We start from the raw sequence: 19742 nt of genomic DNA on the forward strand, positions 1-19742 counted from the left end.
ATTCTGCTTCTGATGCTAGGCCTGAATGGCCCCTTTGGGGGCCATTGTTTTTGGACGAAATTTGCCTACCTTGACTGGCGGTCTGCCAGTGATCGGAGTACAAAACAGTGTGCTGGTGTGAACGAGCTTGCGGGCCATGGCCTGTTGGGGTGCGGTAAAAACCTGTGTTTGCACGACAGCGTTGAGCGATTTTTAAAAGGTAGCTGGAATGCGATTGAAAGATAAAGTGGCGGTTGTTACCGGATCGGCAGCGGGTATTGGTTTGGCAACGGCCAGGAAGTTTGCCCAGGAAGGGGCGATTGTGGTGTTGTGCGATCGCAATGCGGATGCCGTCAATCAAGCAGCGCAGTCTTTGAGCGGCAATGGCGTTACCGCTGTGGGCTATACCGTGGATGTGACGGACCGTGCGCAAATTGATGCCATGGTGGCGGAGGTGAAGCAGAAGTTTGGCCGCATTGATGTGCTGGTGAACAATGCCGGGATCACCAAAGACGCCAAGCTGGTCCGCATGACCGAGCAGCAGTTTGACGATGTGATTGACGTAAACCTGAAAGCGGTATTCAACTTCACCCAGGCCGTGGCTGCAGTGATGCTGGAGCAGGAAAGCGGTTCCATTCTGAACGCTTCCAGCGTGGTGGGTCTGTACGGTAATTATGGTCAAACCAATTACGCGGCCAGCAAGTTCGGGGTGATTGGCTTTACCAAAACCTGGGCCAGGGAATTGGGGCCCAAAGGGATTCGCGTCAATGCCGTCTGTCCCGGTTTTATCGAGACAGACATTCTGAAAACCATCCCGGAAAAAGTGCTGCAAGGCTTTCGTGACCATTGCTGGCTGCGCCGCATGGGTAAGCCTGAAGAAATCGCCAATGTGTATGCGTTTTTGGCCTCGGATGAAGCCAGCTTCATCAATGGCACCACGCTGGAAGTGTCGGGTGGTTTGACGGTTTAATGCCGCGTAGACAAGGATTGAATCGTTCGTAGCCTTTAGTTGGCAGCTTCTATTTAGTAGTGAAGGATACTGGCTCCAAAAAAACCTCCACGCTACGCCTTCGGCTGGCTGCCCCTCGAGGGGGAGTTTTTGCCTTGGGGCGGCCCGGCGACAAAAAAACGGGTCTGAGCGTTTTGCTCAGGCCCGTTTTTAATGTGCTCGTATTTAGGTGGAGAGTTAAAGGATGGGAAGGTGAACGGTTGGCATCATGGATTGATTAGATCGCACACTGCCTGCGTTCAGATTTCCCTTTAATCCAGCTCGGGGTGGCGGTCCACCAGGCGCTGGCGCTTTTGCTTCAAGGCTTCCAGTTCTTCCTCGGCCTTGGCAATGGCTTCTTCCACATCCTGCACGCTTTGTTCGATGTGGTCATAAGCCTGCTGCAGCAACTCCTTGGCCTCCTTGCGGTTGGAGGCCGTAGGCGTATCGCCGCGCAAGGGACGGTTGGCCGTTTCAGGCAGGAACAAGGCGGTAATCAAGCCGATGACGCTGGCGAAAATCAGGTAGTAGGCAGGCACCAGCAAGTTGTTGGTTTGCTCCACCAGCCAGGCCGCAACGGTAGGCGTCAGACCCGCCACAATAATGGCGATATTAAAGGAAGCGGCCAAGGCGCTGTAACGTAGCCGGGTCGGGAACAGGGCGGGCAGGGTAGAGGCCATGACCCCGGTCAGGCAGTTCAGCAAAACGGCCAGAATCAGCAGCCCCAGGAAGATCTGCACATTGCTGTCGCTGCCGATAAAGTGAAAGGCGGGAATCGCGAAAATCAGCAGGCCCAGACTACCGGCCATCAGAAAGGGTTTGCGACCTATCTTGTCGCTGACAAAACCCACCACCGGTTGCACGAACAGCATCCCTATCATCACCACCACAATAATGAAGACACCATGTTCTTCGGCATAGCCCAGGCTGCTGGACAGATAGGTGGGCATATAGGTCAGCAACATGTAGTAGGTGATGTTGGTGACCAGCACCATACCAATGCAAATCAGCAGGGCTTTGCGGTACTTGGAGAAGATCTCGCCAAAGGAAACCGTAGGACGCTCCGTCAGGGCGGCGCGGTCCTCTTTTTCCATCTTTTCCAGCTGCTCGGTAAAGGCAGGGGTCTCTTCAGCGGCATGGCGCAGGTACAAGCCCAAAATACCGAGGGGGCCGGCAATCAGGAAGGGAATGCGCCAGCCCCAATCCTGGAAGGTCTCTTCGGTCAGGGACGTTTGCAGCAGCACGACCAAACCGGCGCCCAGAACAAAGCCCGCGATAGAGCCAAAGTCCAGCCAGCTGCCCAGGAATCCGCGCTGCCGGTCGGGGGCGTACTCAGCCACAAAGACCGCCGCGCCGGTGTATTCACCGCCTACGGAAAAACCTTGGGCCAGCTTGCACAGCAGCAGCAAGACGGGAGCCCAGATGCCGATGGATAGGTAGGAGGGAATCAGGCCAATCAGGAAGGTGCTGATTGCCATGATGATGATGGTCAGGGAGAGCACCTTTTGACGACCGAACTTGTCCCCCATCAGCCCGAAGAACACACCGCCCAAAGGCCGCACCAAAAAGGGCACCGAAAAGGTACCCAGGGCAGCAATTGTTTGTACGGCAGGTGATGCGTCGGGGAAAAAGACCTTCCCCAAGGTGGCGGCCACAAAACCGTACACACCAAAGTCAAACCATTCCATGGCGTTGCCCAAGGCAGCGGCCGTCACGGCTTTTTTGAGTTTGCTGTTGTCTACGACGGTAATGTCGTCAATGTGGAGCGGCTTGGCGTTGCTGGATGCCGCGGAGGACTGCGTCATATGGCTTCTCCTGGAGAGCAGGACAATGACCTGCAGGGTCGCCCTTGTGCTGTCGATACCAGAGAAGAAGCACTGGCATGACGGCATTCTGATCAGGCGAGGCTGGCAGGCGCTACGTCCAGCTTTGCTGTTCGTCTATCAATTGAAAGGGTCGAGCAGTCAGTGCCAAGTCGCGAGAAAAACCGGGCGCGACTTGCAGTCCCTATTGTTACTGAGCCGCGGGCCGACTCCCACGACATTTGCACATACTTACAGAGCGCGGCACCCAGGCGGTAAAGGGGCTTTTTTCACGTAGGTTCGCACCTCTTCCACCAGAGCGGCGGCGGCAGGTGTCAGATCATGTTCCTGATGGAACATCAGGCACAGGGTGCGGACCAGTGTGGGGGCCTGTAACAAGGAAAACGTCAGGCCGGGCATCAGGACACGTTGTGCGGCCAGGGCTGGCAGCAGGGCAATGGCCAGACCACTTTGCACCAGTGCTGCTTGAGAGGTGGTACTGGAGGCCTCGTAAAACGGAGCCGACGCTTCGATAGGCAGATCCGGACGCGATTGCAGCACGGCCATGATGCCGGTTTCGTCTACGACGCCCACCAGCTTGCGCTCATTCAGGGCGGACCAGCTGACGGTGTTGTTGGCATCCGGTTTGATCAGCTTGTCATCGCTGCGATAGAGCACGCCAAACTGGTCTTCCAGCAAGGGGTGACTGTCCAGTCCTTGGACATCTGCCCAGGGGCTGGTCAGACCAAAGTCAATTTCCCCCGCCACGATCTGGCGCTGAATGCGTCCTGAGTTGTCATCCCGTAAATACAGACGTACGGCTGGATGCTGCTGCGAGAAATTCGCGGCCGCCGGTGCAATCAAATCCGTAATGGCTGACGGAGCGGCGGCCACGCTGACTCGCCCGCTTTTCAATTCCCCATACCGCATGACATCGCTGATGGCGCCATCAAAATCCGCCAGCAGGCGGGTGATGCGCGGCAGGAACTCCAGGCCAATAGGCGTCAGGGATACGCGGCGGCTGGTGCGGTTGAACAAGGTGGTATTCAGGGCAACTTCCAACTGCTGGATCAGGCCCGTTACCGAGGATTGTGTTTGAAAAAGACGACGCGCGGCATGGGTGAAACTGGCCTCCTGGGCCACGGCGACAAACGCGTTCAAGTGCTTGAGCGTGATGTGCTTGGGAAGTCTGTCCATATCATTTTCTGATTAATCAATTAACTTAAACAATTTTTCATATTAATAATACCTTTGGATAATGCGGTCAACTCCCCTTTTTGTGGGAGGGTTAGTGGAGACGTAGATGCAGACAGACGACCGCAGGCTGGACGTCAAGATCAGCAATGGCTGGATTATTGATGGCTTGGCCACCCCGCGTTGGCGTGGTGACGTGGGTATTCGAGAAGGGCGTATTGTCGCCCTGGGCGACCTGAGCGCCTGGCACGCCGATCAATCGGTGGACGCCAGCGGCCATGTGGTGGCTCCCGGATTTATTGATACTCACGGCCATGATGATTTGATGTTCATCGAACGGCCTGTTCTGGACTGGAAAACCAGCCAGGGCATTACGACGGTTGTGGTCGGTAATTGTGGTGTCAGCGCCTTCCCCGCCCCTTTGCCGGGCAACTCGGCAGCGGCTTTGGCCCTGCTGGGTGATTCGCCCTTGTTTGAAGACATGGCGCAGTACGTGCAAGCCGTGCGCAAGCTCAAGCCCATGATCAACGTGGCAGCTTTGGTCGGTCACGCGAATCTGCGCATGGCCGTGATGCAGGACCCCTTGTCCCAGCCGAGTACCGACGAGCAAAAGGCCATGGAAGCCTTGCTGGTCAAGGCCTTGGAAGAAGGCGCCGTGGGCTTTAGTACCGGCCTGGCTTACGAGCCTGGTTGCATGGCCCAACCGGCCGAATTGGAAGGTCTGGCCCGTGTTGCCGCTTCCAAGGGCTCTTTGCACACCAGCCATATTCGCAATGAAGGCGACACGGTGCAGGAGTCGGTAGAAGAAGTGCTGGCGGTAGGCCGCCAGACGCAGTGCGCCACCCTGGTGTCGCACCACAAGTGCATGATGCCGGCCAACTGGGGCCGCAGCAGCCATACCTTGGCCAATATTGATCGGGCCCGCGCCGATGGCGTGCAGGCCACCCTGGATATTTATCCCTATTCGGGCAGCTCCACGATCCTGATCCCCGAACGCGCCCACACCATAGACCAGATTCTTATTACCTGGTCCGAGCCTCACCCCGAGTGCAATGGCCTGTATCTGGCCGAGATTGCCGAGCAGTGGGGCTGCGACCGGGAAACTGCCGCACGGCGTTTGCTGCCTGCTGGCGCGATTTATTTTGCGATGGACGAGAAAGAAGTCCAGCGCATTTTCAGCCATCCATGTTGCATGGTGGGCTCGGACGGATTGCCTGCGGATGCGCATCCCCACCCTCGTTTGTGGGGTAGTTTCACGCGCATTTTAGGGCGGTACGTACGCGAAGATGGCCTGATGTCCCTGGAGCAGGCGGTTGCCAAAATGACCGCCATGCCTGCCTCGGTCTTCGGGCTGGAAAACCGCGGCGTGTTGCAAGTCGGCGCCTGGGCGGATCTGGTGGTGTTTAATCCCGAAACGGTGCAAGATTGCGCCACCTGGGAAGAGCCCACCTTACCGTCTCAAGGTGTGCAGACCGTGTTTGTGAATGGCGTGCAGGTTCACCCTGTCGCCCCGGAGCAGCGGCCCGGCCAGGTGCTTAATCGCGCCTTTGCCGCTCAGGCGCAAAGCCTGGATGCGCCGATTATCCCGCTATAAGCGGCGCGTCGGACAAGAAAACAGTCGCCGTGATTTGGGGTAGTCAACCAGGCCAGGGCGATTGCATCACATGCAGGCCGGTTTTTGATAACTGGCCAGGAAGGATCGTTAAGGAGACGACATGAGTGTCATTCAGCAACAAATGCCAACGGGCAAGCGCAATGCTGCCATGGTGGTGTTTTTAATTGGCATGGCGATTGCCTTGTACACCCACTTTTACATGCCGGGTGAAAGCTCCCTGTGGGGCTTGACGCCGGTAGTGGTGTTTGCGCTTATCGCCTTGTTGGGTGTGGATATTGTTCTGGCCACGATTGGTGCGATTGTATTGGGCGCCATCATGACCAGCACCACGCCCATTGCCATGGGCAAACTGCTGGCCGAGTCCCTGGGCTCGTTTATTGCCGTGGTGGGCTTGATTATTGTGCTGGGCGCCGGGGTGGGTGAAGTGGCCGCCCGTACAGGTGCTGCCGAGCAGTTGGTGCGAGCCATTGTGAAGCGTATTGGCTTGTCCAATCCGGTGCGCGTGCGTCTGGGCATCATGGTGGCGTCCACCCTGATCTGTGGCGCTCTGGGTACGCTGGCTGGTGGTAACGCCATTATTGCTGCGGTGGTGATTCCAATTGCCGCCGCCGTGCGTCTGTCTCCTCCCGCTGTGGCTGCCTTGTTCCAAAGTGCCGGTTCCGCCGGTCTGGTGCTGGGCCCATTCACCCCTAACGTGGTGACAGTAACGGGTCTGACAGGTCTGAGCTACACCGACTACCTGCTGGTTGCCGGTCTGCCCATGGCCGCTGCCACCTTGCTGACGGGCTGGTTCATGTCCGGTCGTATCCAGAAGATGACCAAGGATCAGTTCCAGTACGAAGAAGCCTCCCAAGGTCAGGCTGCTTTTGACGTGAATGCCAAGGCTTCCCCCAAGGCTGTGCGTGCTGCCTGGGCTTTCTGCATCACCATCGTGGGTTTGGCTGCGGTGGGTATCGCCTCCAAAGCCGGTTTTGCCTACGCCATTATTGTGATGGTGTCTCTGGGTGCTACCACCGGTCTGGCCGGTGGCATGAATCCGCGTGAAATTTTGCAGGCCATGTATGCCGGTGCGGGCAAGCTGATCTGGATTTTCTTCCTGTTCTGGCTGTTCAACCCGGTGCTGGTGCTGGTGGATCAGCTCAATGCCTATCACGCCTTGCTGGATTCGGTGCAGCCCTATCTGGTCGGTATTAGTGGCGCGGTGCTGTGCATGCTGATTGTGGCCTTTAACGTGGTCGGCCACATTCCGGGTGCTGCTGTGGCGCAGATGACTTTCACCGCCAAGATTTTTGGTCCTGTGCTGGCTGCCGCCGGTGTGGGTCCTGCAGCCACTGCTGCCGTGATTCTGGGCAGTTCGCAGATTGACTGGTTTGGTCCTTTCCCTTCTTCAGATATGTTCGGCCAGATGGGCCTGGCGCGTTCCACTCAGCTCAAGTACATGTTGTATAACGGCTGGGCGGTCATGGCGGTCAACTTGTTGATGTTCGTCGGCCTGTTCCTGATTCTGGTCTGAGTATTGAAGGAGTGTTTGTATGTTTACCTTAGGAAGCGAGTTGTTGGATGCGCCACTGGTTCGTGAGCGCTTGCAAGAACGACTGGAGCCTTTGCTGACCCAGGAGTCCGCCCGTATTTCGATGGCGGTCTACGCTACCGACGGTACCTCCTTGTTCGAGTGGCATGCGCAGCGCGTCATGCCCTCGGCCAGCCTGATCAAAACGCCCATGCTCCTGTGTCTGCTGGAGCAGGTTGCCCAGGGCAAGCTGTCGCTGGATACGGTTTACCCTTTGCCCGAGGGCGACCGTACCCCCGGCACCGGCATTTTGAGCCAGCTGCCCGGCGTGCCCAGCCTGAGCCTGCGCGAGCTGGCTCTGCTGATGATTATCCTGAGCGATAACGTCGCCACCAATGCCCTGATTGACTTGCTGGGCATGGATAACATCAACGCCTGGAGCGCCCAGGCTGGTTTGCAGCATACGGATTTGCAGCGCCACATGATGGACATGAAGGCGCGCGAGGCCGGTAAAGATAACTGGACGACCGCGCAGGATGCCTGCTCGACCTTGCTGTACCTGTTGCATTCGCCTGCCTTGCCCGAGAACCTGCGTCAGCAGGGGCTGGACATGCTGGCGGATCAGCGTGAACGAGGTCACTTTGCGGCAATTTTGCCTTCTATCGCCCAACTGGCTCACAAGACCGGCTCCTTGCCCGGCTTGCGTCACGATGCCGGTATCTTGACGATGGGCGAACGCAGTGTGGTGCTGGCCGTGATGGCCGATGGCTTTACCGATGGCCGCACCAGCACCTCTCTATACGGTGGCCAGGGGGCGGGTGTCTTGTCCCGTCTGGCCTTGGAAACGGCCCGCGCCCTGCAGTATTGAGCCGGTCCGAAAGGATAAAAGTATGTCTACGACACGTGTTGCCCTGGTTCAACTCGATAGCGGCCGCGACCGCCAAACCAATCTGGACCAGCTGGAACATTGGGTGCTGGCCGCTGCCAAAGACGGCGCACAACTGATTGTGACCCCCGAGTACAGCGATGTACGTGGCGATACGGAATGGTTGCAGCAAAACGCCACGCCTATTCCGGGTCTGGTGACGGATCACATGGCCAGCCTAGCGCGCCGCACCGGTGCCTGGATTCATCTGGGCTCCATGCACGAGCGCCGTCCGGATGACCATCGCCTGGGCAACACGAGCGTGACGTTTTCACCAGAGGGCGAGATCGTGGCGCAATATCGCAAAGTACATTTGTACGATGCGGTGGTGAACGGTCTGGAATACCGCGAGTCTGATGATTTCTGCCATGGCCAGCATCTGCAAAATGTGCAGGTCGGGGATTTGAATCTGGGCCTGAGCATTTGCTACGACATGCGCTTTGCCGAGCTGTTTCGTACCTTGCGTGCCCGTGGCGCGAATGTGCTGGTAGTGCCAGCTGCCTTTAATGTGCATACCGGCCGTGACCACTGGGAAGTGCTGTTGCGTGCCCGTGCGATTGAAAACCAGTGCTACGTACTGGCTGCCGCGCAGATCGGTGGTCCCGGTCCTGCCATGCCGTGTTTGGGTCGCAGCATGATTATTGACCCATGGGGCACCGTATTGGCCTGTATGCCTGATCATCCAGGCTATATTTGCGCCGATCTGGACCCCGCTCGCGTGCAGCGCATGCGTGAGTCACTTCCGGCCTGGCAGCACCGCCGGGGTGATCTGTATCCTATTCCTTCTTGATTGTGTGCTGAAACAGACTGGAGTCTGCCATGACCGTACCTGCTGCCTTTGAGTTTTATCCGGGCACTGCCCCCTTGTTGATTTCCATGCCCCATTCGGGCACCTACGTGCCGTCGGACTTGCTGGCGCGTTTTACGGAGTCAGCGCGTCAGGTGCCGGATACGGATTGGCATATTCCCCGCTTGTATGAATGTGCCCAGAAATTGGGTGCGTCCGTGTTGGTGGCGACGTATTCGCGTTTTGTGGTGGATCAGAACCGTCCGCCGGACAATGCCAGCCTGTATCCCGGTCAAAGCGTGACCAGTCTCTGTCCTGTGGACACCTTTGGCGACGAGCCTATTTACCAGCCCGGCCAGGAGCCGGACGAGCGTGAGGTTGCCCAGCGTCGCGAGACCATCTGGCTGCCGTATCACCAGAAGCTGGAAGAAGAGCTGACACGCCTGCTGGCCCTGCATGGCCGTGTGGTCTTGTGGGATGCGCATTCGATTCGTTCGGTAGTACCGCGTTTTTTTGAAGGCCGCCTGCCGGATCTGAATTTTGGGACCGCCAATGGCCAGAGTTGTGATCCTGCCTTGAGCGAAAGTCTGATGAAAACGGCCTCGGCCAACAAAGACTACAGCAGCGTGTTGAATGGCCGTTTCAAAGGTGGTTACATTACCCGCCACTACGGACGTCCCGAGCAGAACATCCATGCTGTGCAGCTGGAAATGGCGCAGTGCTGCTATATGGAAGAGCAGTGGCCCTTTGATTACAAAGAAGAGGCTGCCCGCAACATTCAGCCGCTGATCGAGGCCTTGCTGCGCGACGCGCTGGCCTTTGCGACCGAGTCGTAAATTCATCCTGAGCCCCGGCACAGACAGGCCGGGGCGCTACACTATCGCCTTGGCCACGGTGGCCGTAGAGCGATTCCTCCATGTCTGATCTTTCCCCGCCCCTGTTTCAGAAACTGTGCTGTCCCTTAGACGGTTTGCCGCTCGTGTTTGAGGCACCCAGCTGGCGCTGCGCGTCGGGCCATTGCTTCGATACGGCCAGTCAGGGCTACATCAATCTGCTGCCCGTACAAAACAAGCGTTCCCGCGATCCGGGCGACAGCAAGGAAATGGTGGCGGCGCGTCGCCGTTATCTGGAGTCGGGGGTGTACGAGCCCATCGCTGCCGGTGTGTGGCGTGCCTTGATGGATGGCCTGGAAGGGGAGGCCCCTTATGCCTGTCTGGATGCGGGCTGTGGCGAAGGTTATTACCCACGTTATCTGCGTCAGCAGGATCAGGATGGGCAGTTGGCCTTGATTGGTCTGGATATCTCCAAGTGGGCCGTCATGGCGGCGGCGCGCAGTTCCTCGGACATCCGTTGGCTGGTGGGCAGCAATGCACAATTGCCCGTGCCTGATGGCGCTTTGGATGCCTTGTTGTGCATGTTTGGTTTTGCCGTGCCCGAGGAGTTTCTGCGGGCCTTGAAGCCAGGCGGGATCTGGGTGCAGGTGGAAGCGGGTACCGACCATTTGCTGGAATTGCGCCGCATTATTTATCCGACCTTGAAGGCTGATAAGGACGAGGCCCAGGAGCCGCCCGTCGGTTTCAGCCTGGAGAGCACCGAGCGCATCCGTTGTCAGATCAGCCTGGACTCACAAGAGAAAATTGCAGATCTGCTCTTGATGACGCCTCACCTGTTTCGGGCCAGTGCACAAGGCTTGGAGCAGGCTCGTCAATTGACGAGCCTGGAGGTACAGGTGGATGTGCGTATCAAGGTCCTGCGCCGTCTTTAAGCGCTTTTTACGTCCGAATCGCTGACGATGGGGTCGCACAGTTCGACACGGTTGCGGCCATTGCGCTTGGCCTTGTAAAGCGCTGCATCAGCCAGTTTCAGCACAGTACTGTGGTCGCGGGCATGGACGGGCCAGTGCGCCAGACCAATAGAAATCGTAATCGGCGAACCCGTGGGACTATTGGTTTCGCTAATCAGAATGCGCAGTCGCTCAGCCAGTTGCAGCGCCTGATCTATATCCTGATCGGGCAGGAAAATACAGAATTCCTCCCCCCCGACACGACAGATCAGGTCTGTATCACGGGTGCAGGCTCGCATGGTGTCAGCCAGAAAGCTCAGCACCAGATCGCCCACATCGTGTCCGTAAGTGTCGTTGACGCGCTTGAAGTGGTCTATATCCACGGTCAGCACGGAAAAGGGCGTGTCCGTTTCCTTCCATTGCTGCAGGACGGTCGCCATGCCGCGTCGGTTGTTCAGGCCAGTCAGCGGGTCCGTGTTGCGCTCGACATTCATGACGCCAATCTTGCGGTTGACGCGTTTCAGGCCCAGCAGCATGGCCAGCTTGATCTGGCGGGATTCGAAATACCAGGCGTGAACCTGCGCGATGCGCGAGCTGGCGTTGGCTGAATCCAGATGCGGAGCCTGGCGAGCCAGCTGTCGCAAGGGTTTGGCAATCAACATGGCCAGCATCCAGATCAGGATTTGTACGGCCAGGAAAAAGGGGATGGAATTGCGCAGCACCTTGCCCAAGAGGACCGTTAATTCATCCAGCACGACTTTGGTGGGGCTTTGCACCACCACGCCCCATTTCACATCGCTGCTGGGAGCAAAGCCCGCCAGCATGTCCACGCCTTTGACGTTGCGCAGGGATAGTGCGTCGCTTTCGCCCTGACTGACGGCATCAATGGCCGGGTTGCCGTGTACAACTTCGCCGATACGAGCGACATCGCGGTGAAAAATCAGCCGCTTGTGCTGGTCCACCACATAAATGTAGGAGCCATCGCGGTAAAAGTGCTCGCCCAGCAAGGCGTTCAGGCTATTGGGTTCGTGCAGGTAAATAGAGCCACCGACCAGGCCCTTGTAGTTACCTTCTGCATCAAAAATTGGGTGTGACAAGAAGATCAGCAAGCGCCCGGTTGCGGACAGATAGGGTGGGCTGACCACTGGCTTTCTGGTTTTCAAGGCCAGTTGCGTGCCTTCGCCGCGAAGCGTTGTGCCAATCAGGCTGAGCTGGTGGGGGGCATTGGCCAGAACCCGGCCCTCGGCATTCAGGATCAGGACTGAATTAAAACTGTTGTTCTGTTCCTTCAGGCGCCTGACCTCATCGCCTAGCAAAAGCTCGCCCTGGTACAGAGAGCGGGAGAGCACGCTGGCGCTGTAGCTGAGTTGCTGCTGCAAATTGGCAATGAAGGCATCAGTGCTGCTGGCCAGTTTCAGGGCGTAGGCACGGTTTTTCTCCAGCGCCTGCTCGATCAGCAAGGTGCGCTCAGCCGAATAGGCCCCATACAAGGTGTAGCCCATGGTCAGCAGACTGCTGGCGGTAGCCAGCAAGAGAATCAGCCGGCGCAGATCAACAAAAAACATGAGATGGGCGAATGCTCGAAGAAAAGGGGGCGTTGAAGCCAAAAGACGGGTGGAAGGCACCTAAATCATTATACGTAAAGAATGTTTCCGAGTTTGAGTAGGTGTGACGTAAGGCCACAGGAGGGACGCTGCACAGGGCGGGGGATTACGCCAGAGTGTAAGATGTGGAATGGTCTAGACCAATAGACAATTACCACATGTGTATCGCTGGCTGGGTAAATTGGATGGTATCGGCCGGCACTTTTCCATGGAGATCCCGATATGAAAAGCGTAGATAGTTTTAAGGCTTTGCACCAGTTGGATGTCGGCGGGCAGTCCTACGACTACTATCGGTTGGATGCGGTTCGTGGAGATGGCCTGGATGTTGCCAGCCTGCCCTATGGCTTGAAGATTCTGCTGGAAAACTTGCTGCGCACCGAAGATGGTGGCGATGTAACGGCCGATGATATTCGCGCCCTGGCCGCCTGGGACCCTGCTGCCGAGCCCGATCGTGAAATCGCCTTTACCCCCGCACGTGTTGTGCTGCAGGACTTTACCGGCGTGCCAGCCGTTGTGGACCTGGCTGCCATGCGTGAAGCCATGCAGGCGCTCGGTGGTGACCCGCAAAAAATCAATCCCCTGGCACCGGTAGAGCTGGTTATTGACCACTCGGTGATCGTGGACGATTTTGGCAAGCCCAGCTCGTTCGAGCGCAACGTGGAAATCGAATACGAGCGCAATATGGAGCGTTACCAGTTCCTGCGCTGGGGCCAAAGTGCATTCGATAACTTCAAGGTCGTGCCACCTGGCACAGGTATTGTTCACCAGGTGAACCTGGAACACCTGGCTCGCGTAGTCTTTACACGCGACGAGCAGGGCCGTCAGCTGGCCTATCCCGACACCTGTGTGGGCACGGACTCGCACACGCCCATGGTGAACGGTCTGGGCGTGGTGGCCTGGGGCGTAGGCGGTATCGAGGCCGAAGCCGCCATGCTGGGCCAGCCCATTTCCATGCTGATTCCCCGTGTTGTGGGTTTCAAGCTGACAGGTCAAATGCCTGAAGGCACTACCGCCACCGACCTGGTGCTGACGATTACCGATATGCTGCGTCAGCATGGTGTGGTTGGTAAGTTTGTGGAGTTCTATGGCCCTGGTGTGAGCGCTGTGCCTTTGGCCAACCGTGCCACGATCGGCAATATGAGTCCCGAATACGGCTCCACCATCTCCATGTTTCCCATTGACGAAGAAACCCTGCGTTATATGGAGCTGACGGGCCGCAGCAAAGAACAGATCGAACTGGTGCGCGCCTACGCCAAGGCTCAGGGCCTGTGGCACGATCCGCAGCATGAGCCTCGCTACTCCGAGCGTCTGGAGCTGGATCTGTCCACCGTCGTTCCTTCGATTGCCGGTCCCAAGCGTCCTCAGGACCGCATCGCCCTGTCTTCGTCCAAGCCGGCATTCCGTACTGCGGTGCGTGATTTGTTGGGTGATGATGTGGCCACCTATGACGAAGCCGTCGAAGAGAGCTTTCCTGCCTCGGACGTGCCGTCGCACAAACCGCCAGCACCCCGGAAAGCGGCGGTGGAATTTACGCTGGCCGATGGCAGCCAGTGCACACTGGATCATGGCTCGGTCGTCATTGCCGCGATTACTTCGTGTACCAACACCTCCAACCCCAGCGTCATGATGGCGGCGGGTCTGCTGGCCAAGAAGGCCGTGGAAAAGGGCCTGAGCCGCAAACCTTGGGTGAAAACCAGTCTGGCCCCCGGATCGCGCGTGGTCACGGACTACTACCAGCGCGCAGGTCTGACCCCCTACCTGGACAAGCTGGGTTTTGATCTGGTTGGCTACGGGTGCACCACATGTATTGGTAACTCAGGCCCCTTGATTCCGGAAGTCAGCCAGGCCATTAACCAGAATGATCTGGCTGTAGTGTCCACACTGTCCGGCAACCGCAACTTCGAAGGCCGTATTCACCCCGAAGTAAAGATGAACTATCTGATGTCGCCACCACTGGTGGTGGCGTACGCCCTGGCTGGCACCATGGATATCGACCTGTACCATGAGCCGCTGGGACAGGGCAGCGATGGCAAAGATGTGTTCCTGAAAGACATCTGGCCGTCTGCCGCTGAAGTGCAGGATGTGATCAGCAAGGCCATCGCCTCGGATATGTACCGTGATGGTTATGCCGATGTGTTCGCTGGTGATGAGCGTTGGCGCTCTTTGCCTACCCCCAAAGGGGATCGTTTCGAGTGGCAGGAAGACTCCACCTACGTGCGTAAACCGCCGTATTTCATCGACCTGAAACGCGATCCAAGCCCGGTCTCGGACATTCGTGGTGCCCGCGTGCTGGCCAAGCTGGGTGATTCGGTCACCACCGACCACATCAGCCCGGCTGGTTCGATTGCACGTATGTCGCCTGCCGCCACGTATCTGATGGATCACGAAGTCAAGCCGCAGGATTTCAACTCCTACGGCTCGCGTCGCGGTAACCATGAAGTCATGATTCGCGGCACCTTTGCTAACGTGCGTTTGCGCAACCAGTTGGCCCCAGGCACGGAAGGGGGTTATACACGCGACTTCACGCAAGACGGCGCGCCCGTGGCAACGATTTACGATGCCTCGCGCAATTACTTGAGTGCCGGCGTCCCGCTGGTGATTCTGGCAGGCAAGGAATACGGTTCCGGTTCCTCGCGTGACTGGGCCGCCAAAGGTACGGTGCTCTTGGGTGTACGTGCCGTGATTGCCGAGTCTTACGAGCGTATTCACCGCAGCAACTTGCTGGGCATGGGCGTGATGCCTTTGCAGTTCCCGGCCGGCCAAAACGCTGAAACTCTGGGTCTGACGGGAGATGAGGTCTTTGATATTGAAGGCATTACCGCCCTGAATCAGGACAAGATCCCCGAGAAGGTCAAAGTGCGTGCGGGCGATATCGAATTCGAGGCCCTGGTCCGAATTGATACGCCTAGCGAAGCGCATTACTACCGTCACGGCGGTATCATGCAGTACGTTTTGCGGGGCTTGTTGAAAGCATAAGCTTGGCAGCAGGTCAAGGCGTGGTTTGACACGCCAGCAGGTGCGTCAGTGGTGTCATGCCCCTGGCGCACTTGTGTGTTTAGGGGCCGGCTCCTGCGCCGGCTTTTTGCTTGGATACAGAAAAATGGCGAATACCCAAGAAGCTTCTTGGTCCGAATTACTGTCTGGCCGCAATGGCTTGCGTTCGCTGGCGTTGGCCGGTGGCGTGGCGGTTCACGCGATCAACGTGTATGTGGCGACCACGATTTTGCCCTCGGTGGTGGAGGATATTGGCGGGCTGGAGTACTACGCCTGGAACACCACGCTCTTTGTGGTGGCTTCGATCCTGGGCTCGGCCCTGTCGCCACAAGTTCTGGAAAAACTGGGTCTGCGACACAGCTTTCTGGTGTCGCTGCTGTTTTTTGCCATTGGTACAACCTTGTGCGCGGCAGCACCTTCCATGCCTTTTCTGCTTTTTGCCCGCACGATTCAGGGCTTGGGCGGCGGCCTGCTGCTGGGTCTGAGCTATTCCTCGATCCGGCTGGTGTTTGAAGAGCGCCTTTGGCCGCGCGTCATGGCTTTGGTGTCCAGTATGTGGGGCGTGGCCACTTTGTCAGGCCCGGCGATTGGCGGGGTGTTTGCCCAGATGGGGCAGTGGCGTCTGGCCTTCTGGAGCGTCCTGCCGTGTGCCGCTTTGCTGGCGATTCTGGTCTGGACGCAATTGCGCGACGCGCGTGCGCCCGAATCGCGTAAATCCGGCTCCACCTTGGGCAAGGTCTTGCTGCTAACGGCCTCTGTGCTGGTGATGTCGGCAGGGAGCCTGTCGACTTCCTGGATGATCAATCTGGCTGGTGTGGCAGGTGGTGCAATTCTGGTGTATTTGATGGCGCGTGCCGATAGCAAGTCTACCAGCCGCCTGTTTCCGCAGGGCACCTACTCCATCAGCACGGCCTTGGGCAGTCTATATGCCGGTATTGGCCTGGTCAGCGTGGCCGTGGCAACGGAAATCTTCATTCCGTATTTCCTGCAGATCATCCACCACATGAGCCCCCTTAAAGCAGGTTACCTGACCGCCTTGATGTCAGGTGGCTGGACCTTGGGTTCTATTGCCAGTTCCAGCCGGGGGCTGAAAACCGGGGATCGCATGATTATTGCCGGGCCTGTGCTCTCGGGCTTGTCCTTGGTTGCCTTGGGCGTGTTTATTCCATGGGAAGGCTTGAGCGAAGGCACGGATTATTCCTGGGCCTTGTACCTGTCCCTATTGGGAGTCGGGGTGGGGATTGGTCTGGCCTGGCCGCATCTGCTGACGCGGGTGTTTCATTCCGCACCCAAGGGGCAGGAGAATATTGCCTCGGCTGCCATTACCACCTTGCAGCTGTTCACGATGGCATTGGGGGCCGCTCTGGCCGGGATCATCACCACGGCCTCGGGCTTTGTAGACCCCGGTGGGGTGCAGGGCGCGCGCCAGTCGGCGCAGGCTCTGCTGTGGCTGTTTGCTCTGGCGCCCCTGCTTGCCGCCTTCTTGTCCGGCCCTGCAAGACGGGTGCGCCCCAAGGCTTAGTCTTGGACGGTGCTTTTGGGCAGGCGGAACAGTTCTGGATCCGGGCCAAGACGACCGTCGGCCTGGTCCAGACCGGCAATGGCAGCCATATCCTGTTCGCTTAGCTCGAAGCTGAAAATGTCCATATTGTCGCGCTGACGCTTGGGGGAATTGGACTTGGTAATCACCATATTGCCCAGCTGAATCTGCCAGCGCAGCATGATTTGCGCCACCGAACGGCCATGTTCCTTGGCGATCTTGTTCAGCACCGGATTGTCCCACAGCGTACCCAATCCCAGCGGGCTCCAGGCCTGGGTCTGGATGGCGTGGTCTTCATGGTAGTGACGTGACTCGGCCTGCTGAAAGCCGGGGTGCAGTTCGATCTGGTTCAGCACGGGCAGCACGCCTGTCTTGTCCAGCAAGGTTTGCAGGTGCTGGGGCAGGAAGTTGCACACGCCAATGGATTTCACGCGGCCTTCGTTGCGCAGATTGATCAGTGTTTCCCAGGTCTGGATGTACTGACGGTTCTTGGGCACGGGCCAGTGGATCAGGTACAGATCCACATAATCGAGCTGCAGCTTGTCCATGCTTTCTTCAAAGCCTGCACGGGTGTTGTCGTGGCCATGCATGTCATTCCACAGCTTGGTGGTCACAAACAGTTCTTCGCGTGGCACCTTGGACTGACGAATCCCTTGGCCGACTTCGGCTTCGTTGCCATAAATGGCGGCAGTATCGATCAGGCGGTAGCCCGCTTCGATGCCACTGCACACCACATCGGCCGTTTGCTCGGCAGGTACCTGCCACACGCCCATGCCCAGTTGGGGCGCACGGTTATCGTCGTGGAAGGTGATGGTTGGGGGGGTAGTCGACATAGGTCTCTCCTCGGTAGAGTGCATGGCAAAACAGCCAGGACATGGCTGATGAAACCACCGCGCATTGGGAACGATCGGGCTCTAGAGTACAGGCGATGTCAAAACAAAAGTCCTTAAAAGGACCTGAATCCGCACGGGATGGACACGCGAAGCTTGTACGTAGGCAGGAAATTAGCTTATTGTTTTTTGTCCTGCGGCGATTATAGAGGCGTCGACTGGATTTTTGATTAAGATGTTGCAATCTGCATCATTCATAATCCCATATAAGCTTTTGCCTATGGGGTTCCAGCTGGAGTAAGTATGAGCGTACATACCACGCAGGTTCGCATTAGCGTTCCCGCTCTGACCGCCTATAAGGGCAAACAAAAAATTGCTTCGTTAACAGCCTACATCGCGCCTATTGCACGAATGCTGGACGAGCACATGGACATGATCCTGGTGGGCGACTCGACCGCGATGGTAGGTTATGCCATGCCTGACACCCTGAGCATTACGGTGGATATGTTGGCTGCCCATGCCGCGGCCGTGGTGCGTGCAACTAAACACGCTTGTATTGTCGTGGATATGCCTTTTGGCAGCTATCAGGAATCACCCCAGCAGGCATTTGCCAATGCATCGCGTATGCTCGCGGCCAGCGGCGCCCAGGCGGTGAAGATGGAAGGCGGCCAAGCCATGGCTGAAACCACGCGTTTCCTGGTTGAGCGCGGCGTGCCTGTGCTGGCCCACGTGGGCTTGATGCCCCAGTACGTCAACACCATGGGCGGTTACAAAGCTCAGGGCATGACCGATGCCGCCGCCCAGCGCGTGCTGGACGATGCCGTCGCCCATGCTCAGGCAGGTGCCTGGGGCGTGGTGCTGGAAGGTGTGGCCGAAAGCGTAGGCCGCCGGATTACTGAAACCATCGCCATTCCTACTATTGGTATCGGCGCTTCACCTGCATGTGATGGCCAGGTTCTGGTGACAGAAGACATTCTGGGCCTGACAAACGGCAAGATTCCCAAATTCGCCAAACCCTACGCGGATGTGGGTGCCCTGATCTCGCAAGCAGCGGCGCAATATGCGGCCGAGGTGCGTGATGGCTCTTTCCCCACGCTGGATCAATGTTTCGGTGTGAAACGCTAGTCCGCCTAACTATTCCGCATTAGAATATTCCATGTTGATAAATGCGGCATCCACATAGAACGACATGGAAATTCGCCAATTAGAAGCTTTTGCAGCTGTGATGTCCGCAGGCAGCGTTACCGCTGCCGGCCGCTTGCTTGACCGCTCTCAGCCAGTGGTTAGCCGCCAGATCCAGGAGCTGGAGCAGGAGCTGGGGTTCAGACTCTTTACTCGCACCCGTCCGCAAGTTACCCTGACCGAGCAGGGGCGCGAGTTTTATCTGGAAGCCCGGCCTGTGCTGATGAATCTGGAGGTGCTGCAAACCCGCGCTCTGGAAATCGCCCGTGGGGGGCTGCGCCCCCTGCGTATCGTGACCACTCACGCCTTGGCGATTGGCCTGGTGCCGCAAGCGCTGGGCATCATGGAGCAGCACGATCCGGCCTTCAAGCAAAAGCTGATTATTGATACGGTGAAACCGGAAGAAGTGGTGCAAGCCATCGACGAAGGACGGGCAGATCTGGCGGTGACCAGTTTGCCGCTGGACATTGATGGCTGCACCTTGCATTGGTCGGGTCAAAGCCCGTGCCTGTTGGGCATGGCCGTGAACCATCCCCTGGCCAAACAGGAACTGGTGCGTCTCAGCGACATTCAGGGCACTCCCCTGATTTCCATCCAGAACCGCCACCGCTTGCGTCATACCCTGGCCACCGCCTTGCTGCGTGCCAGTCCGCAAGCCCCGGAAGATATCCGTCACATCGAGGTTGCCTCGTCTCTGGAAGGCCTGGTTCTGGCCAGCCAAGGGGTAGGCGTGTCCTTGATCGATCCCTTCACCGCCCACGGCCTGCCGCTGCCTAATGTGGTGCTGCGCCCGATTGATATCCACGTGCCTTATATGGTCGGCGTGGTGTCCTTGCGGTCTCGCGAACTGCGCCCCGATGCGCAGCGCCTGGTCGAAGCCATGCGGCAGTACGTGCTGCAATTCATCCCGCGCTTTGTGCTGGGGGATGACACAGGCTTACCCAGTACGCAGGACCCGTTCGACTCGCTGTAATCCGGCGGGTACGGGCAGGTTTTGACTGCAGCTTCC

The 19742-nt window shown here is 57.9% G+C and carries 15 protein-coding genes; 11 read left to right on the forward strand and 4 right to left on the reverse strand.

Annotation, left to right across the window (positions count from 1 at the left end; translation table 11 throughout):
* The first annotated feature begins 208 nt into the window (after window positions 1-208).
* Window positions 209-949, forward strand: a complete 741-nt coding sequence (gene fabG / locus Q9R35_RS10415; RefSeq protein WP_042485601.1) for a 3-oxoacyl-ACP reductase FabG — start codon at window positions 209-211, stop codon at window positions 947-949.
* Between the two features lie 290 nt (window positions 950-1239).
* Here the strand turns inward: fabG and proP are convergent, their stop codons facing one another.
* Together proP and Q9R35_RS10425 are read right to left on the reverse strand one after the other, a co-directional pair.
* Window positions 1240-2772 carry a glycine betaine/L-proline transporter ProP gene (gene proP / locus Q9R35_RS10420; RefSeq protein ID WP_311219814.1) on the reverse strand — a complete coding sequence of 511 codons (1533 nt, stop codon included), beginning with the start codon at window positions 2770-2772 and terminating at the stop codon, window positions 1240-1242.
* A gap of 249 nt (window positions 2773-3021) precedes the next feature.
* Complete coding sequence (locus Q9R35_RS10425) at window positions 3022-3966, reverse strand: LysR family transcriptional regulator (RefSeq protein ID WP_311219815.1); 945 nt, start codon at window positions 3964-3966, stop codon at window positions 3022-3024.
* A gap of 106 nt (window positions 3967-4072) precedes the next feature.
* On the opposite strand from Q9R35_RS10425, the gene Q9R35_RS10430 reads away from it, so the two are divergent.
* From Q9R35_RS10430 to Q9R35_RS10455, 6 genes are all read left to right on the forward strand, one after another.
* Window positions 4073-5557: an amidohydrolase family protein gene (locus Q9R35_RS10430; protein ID WP_197314182.1), complete on the forward strand. Its 1485-nt coding sequence runs from the start codon at window positions 4073-4075 to the stop codon at window positions 5555-5557.
* A gap of 121 nt (window positions 5558-5678) precedes the next feature.
* Window positions 5679-7091: a hypothetical protein gene (locus Q9R35_RS10435; protein WP_063692031.1), complete on the forward strand. Its 1413-nt coding sequence runs from the start codon at window positions 5679-5681 to the stop codon at window positions 7089-7091.
* A gap of 19 nt (window positions 7092-7110) precedes the next feature.
* Window positions 7111-7956, forward strand: a complete 846-nt coding sequence (locus tag Q9R35_RS10440) for a serine hydrolase (protein WP_063692029.1) — start codon at window positions 7111-7113, stop codon at window positions 7954-7956.
* A 22-nt stretch (window positions 7957-7978) separates the two neighbouring features.
* Window positions 7979-8803: a carbon-nitrogen hydrolase family protein gene (locus Q9R35_RS10445; protein ID WP_026483610.1), complete on the forward strand. Its 825-nt coding sequence runs from the start codon at window positions 7979-7981 to the stop codon at window positions 8801-8803.
* Between the two features lie 29 nt (window positions 8804-8832).
* Window positions 8833-9636 (forward strand): N-formylglutamate deformylase, encoded by an 804-nt coding sequence (gene hutG, locus Q9R35_RS10450; RefSeq protein WP_042485621.1) that lies wholly within the window; start codon window positions 8833-8835, stop codon window positions 9634-9636.
* Window positions 9637-9716: 80 nt separating this feature from the next.
* On the forward strand, window positions 9717-10565 hold the full coding sequence (locus tag Q9R35_RS10455; RefSeq protein ID WP_125301863.1) for a putative RNA methyltransferase: 849 nt from the start codon (window positions 9717-9719) through the stop codon (window positions 10563-10565).
* Here Q9R35_RS10455 and Q9R35_RS10460 read toward each other — a convergent pair.
* Window positions 10562-12148 (reverse strand): diguanylate cyclase, encoded by a 1587-nt coding sequence (locus tag Q9R35_RS10460; protein WP_260466860.1) that lies wholly within the window; start codon window positions 12146-12148, stop codon window positions 10562-10564. The genes Q9R35_RS10455 and Q9R35_RS10460 overlap by 4 nt on opposite strands.
* 261 nt (window positions 12149-12409) lie before the next feature.
* Between Q9R35_RS10460 and acnA the strand changes: the two genes are divergently transcribed.
* Both acnA and Q9R35_RS10470 read left to right on the forward strand, forming a co-directional pair.
* Window positions 12410-15163, forward strand: a complete 2754-nt coding sequence (gene acnA / locus Q9R35_RS10465) for an aconitate hydratase AcnA (RefSeq protein WP_149721075.1) — start codon at window positions 12410-12412, stop codon at window positions 15161-15163.
* A gap of 124 nt (window positions 15164-15287) precedes the next feature.
* A complete protein-coding gene (locus tag Q9R35_RS10470) occupies window positions 15288-16703 on the forward strand; it encodes an MFS transporter (protein WP_063692019.1) in 1416 nt (471 codons plus the stop codon).
* Here the strand turns inward: Q9R35_RS10470 and Q9R35_RS10475 are convergent.
* The gene (locus Q9R35_RS10475; RefSeq protein ID WP_149721076.1) at window positions 16700-17554 is read right to left on the reverse strand and encodes an aldo/keto reductase; all 855 of its coding nucleotides are present in this window, start codon (window positions 17552-17554) and stop codon (window positions 16700-16702) included. The genes Q9R35_RS10470 and Q9R35_RS10475 overlap by 4 nt on opposite strands.
* A 300-nt stretch (window positions 17555-17854) precedes the next feature.
* Here Q9R35_RS10475 and panB point away from each other — a divergent pair, with 300 nt between their 5' ends.
* Window positions 17855-18676: a 3-methyl-2-oxobutanoate hydroxymethyltransferase gene (gene panB / locus Q9R35_RS10480; protein ID WP_042485639.1), complete on the forward strand. Its 822-nt coding sequence runs from the start codon at window positions 17855-17857 to the stop codon at window positions 18674-18676.
* 64 nt (window positions 18677-18740) lie between these two features.
* Window positions 18741-19706, forward strand: a complete 966-nt coding sequence (locus Q9R35_RS10485; RefSeq protein ID WP_149721077.1) for a LysR family transcriptional regulator — start codon at window positions 18741-18743, stop codon at window positions 19704-19706.
* Window positions 19707-19742 lie beyond the last annotated feature (36 nt).

This window comes from Alcaligenes sp. AB3, assembly GCF_031844565.1.
GTDB lineage: Bacteria > Pseudomonadota > Gammaproteobacteria > Burkholderiales > Burkholderiaceae_B > Alcaligenes > Alcaligenes faecalis.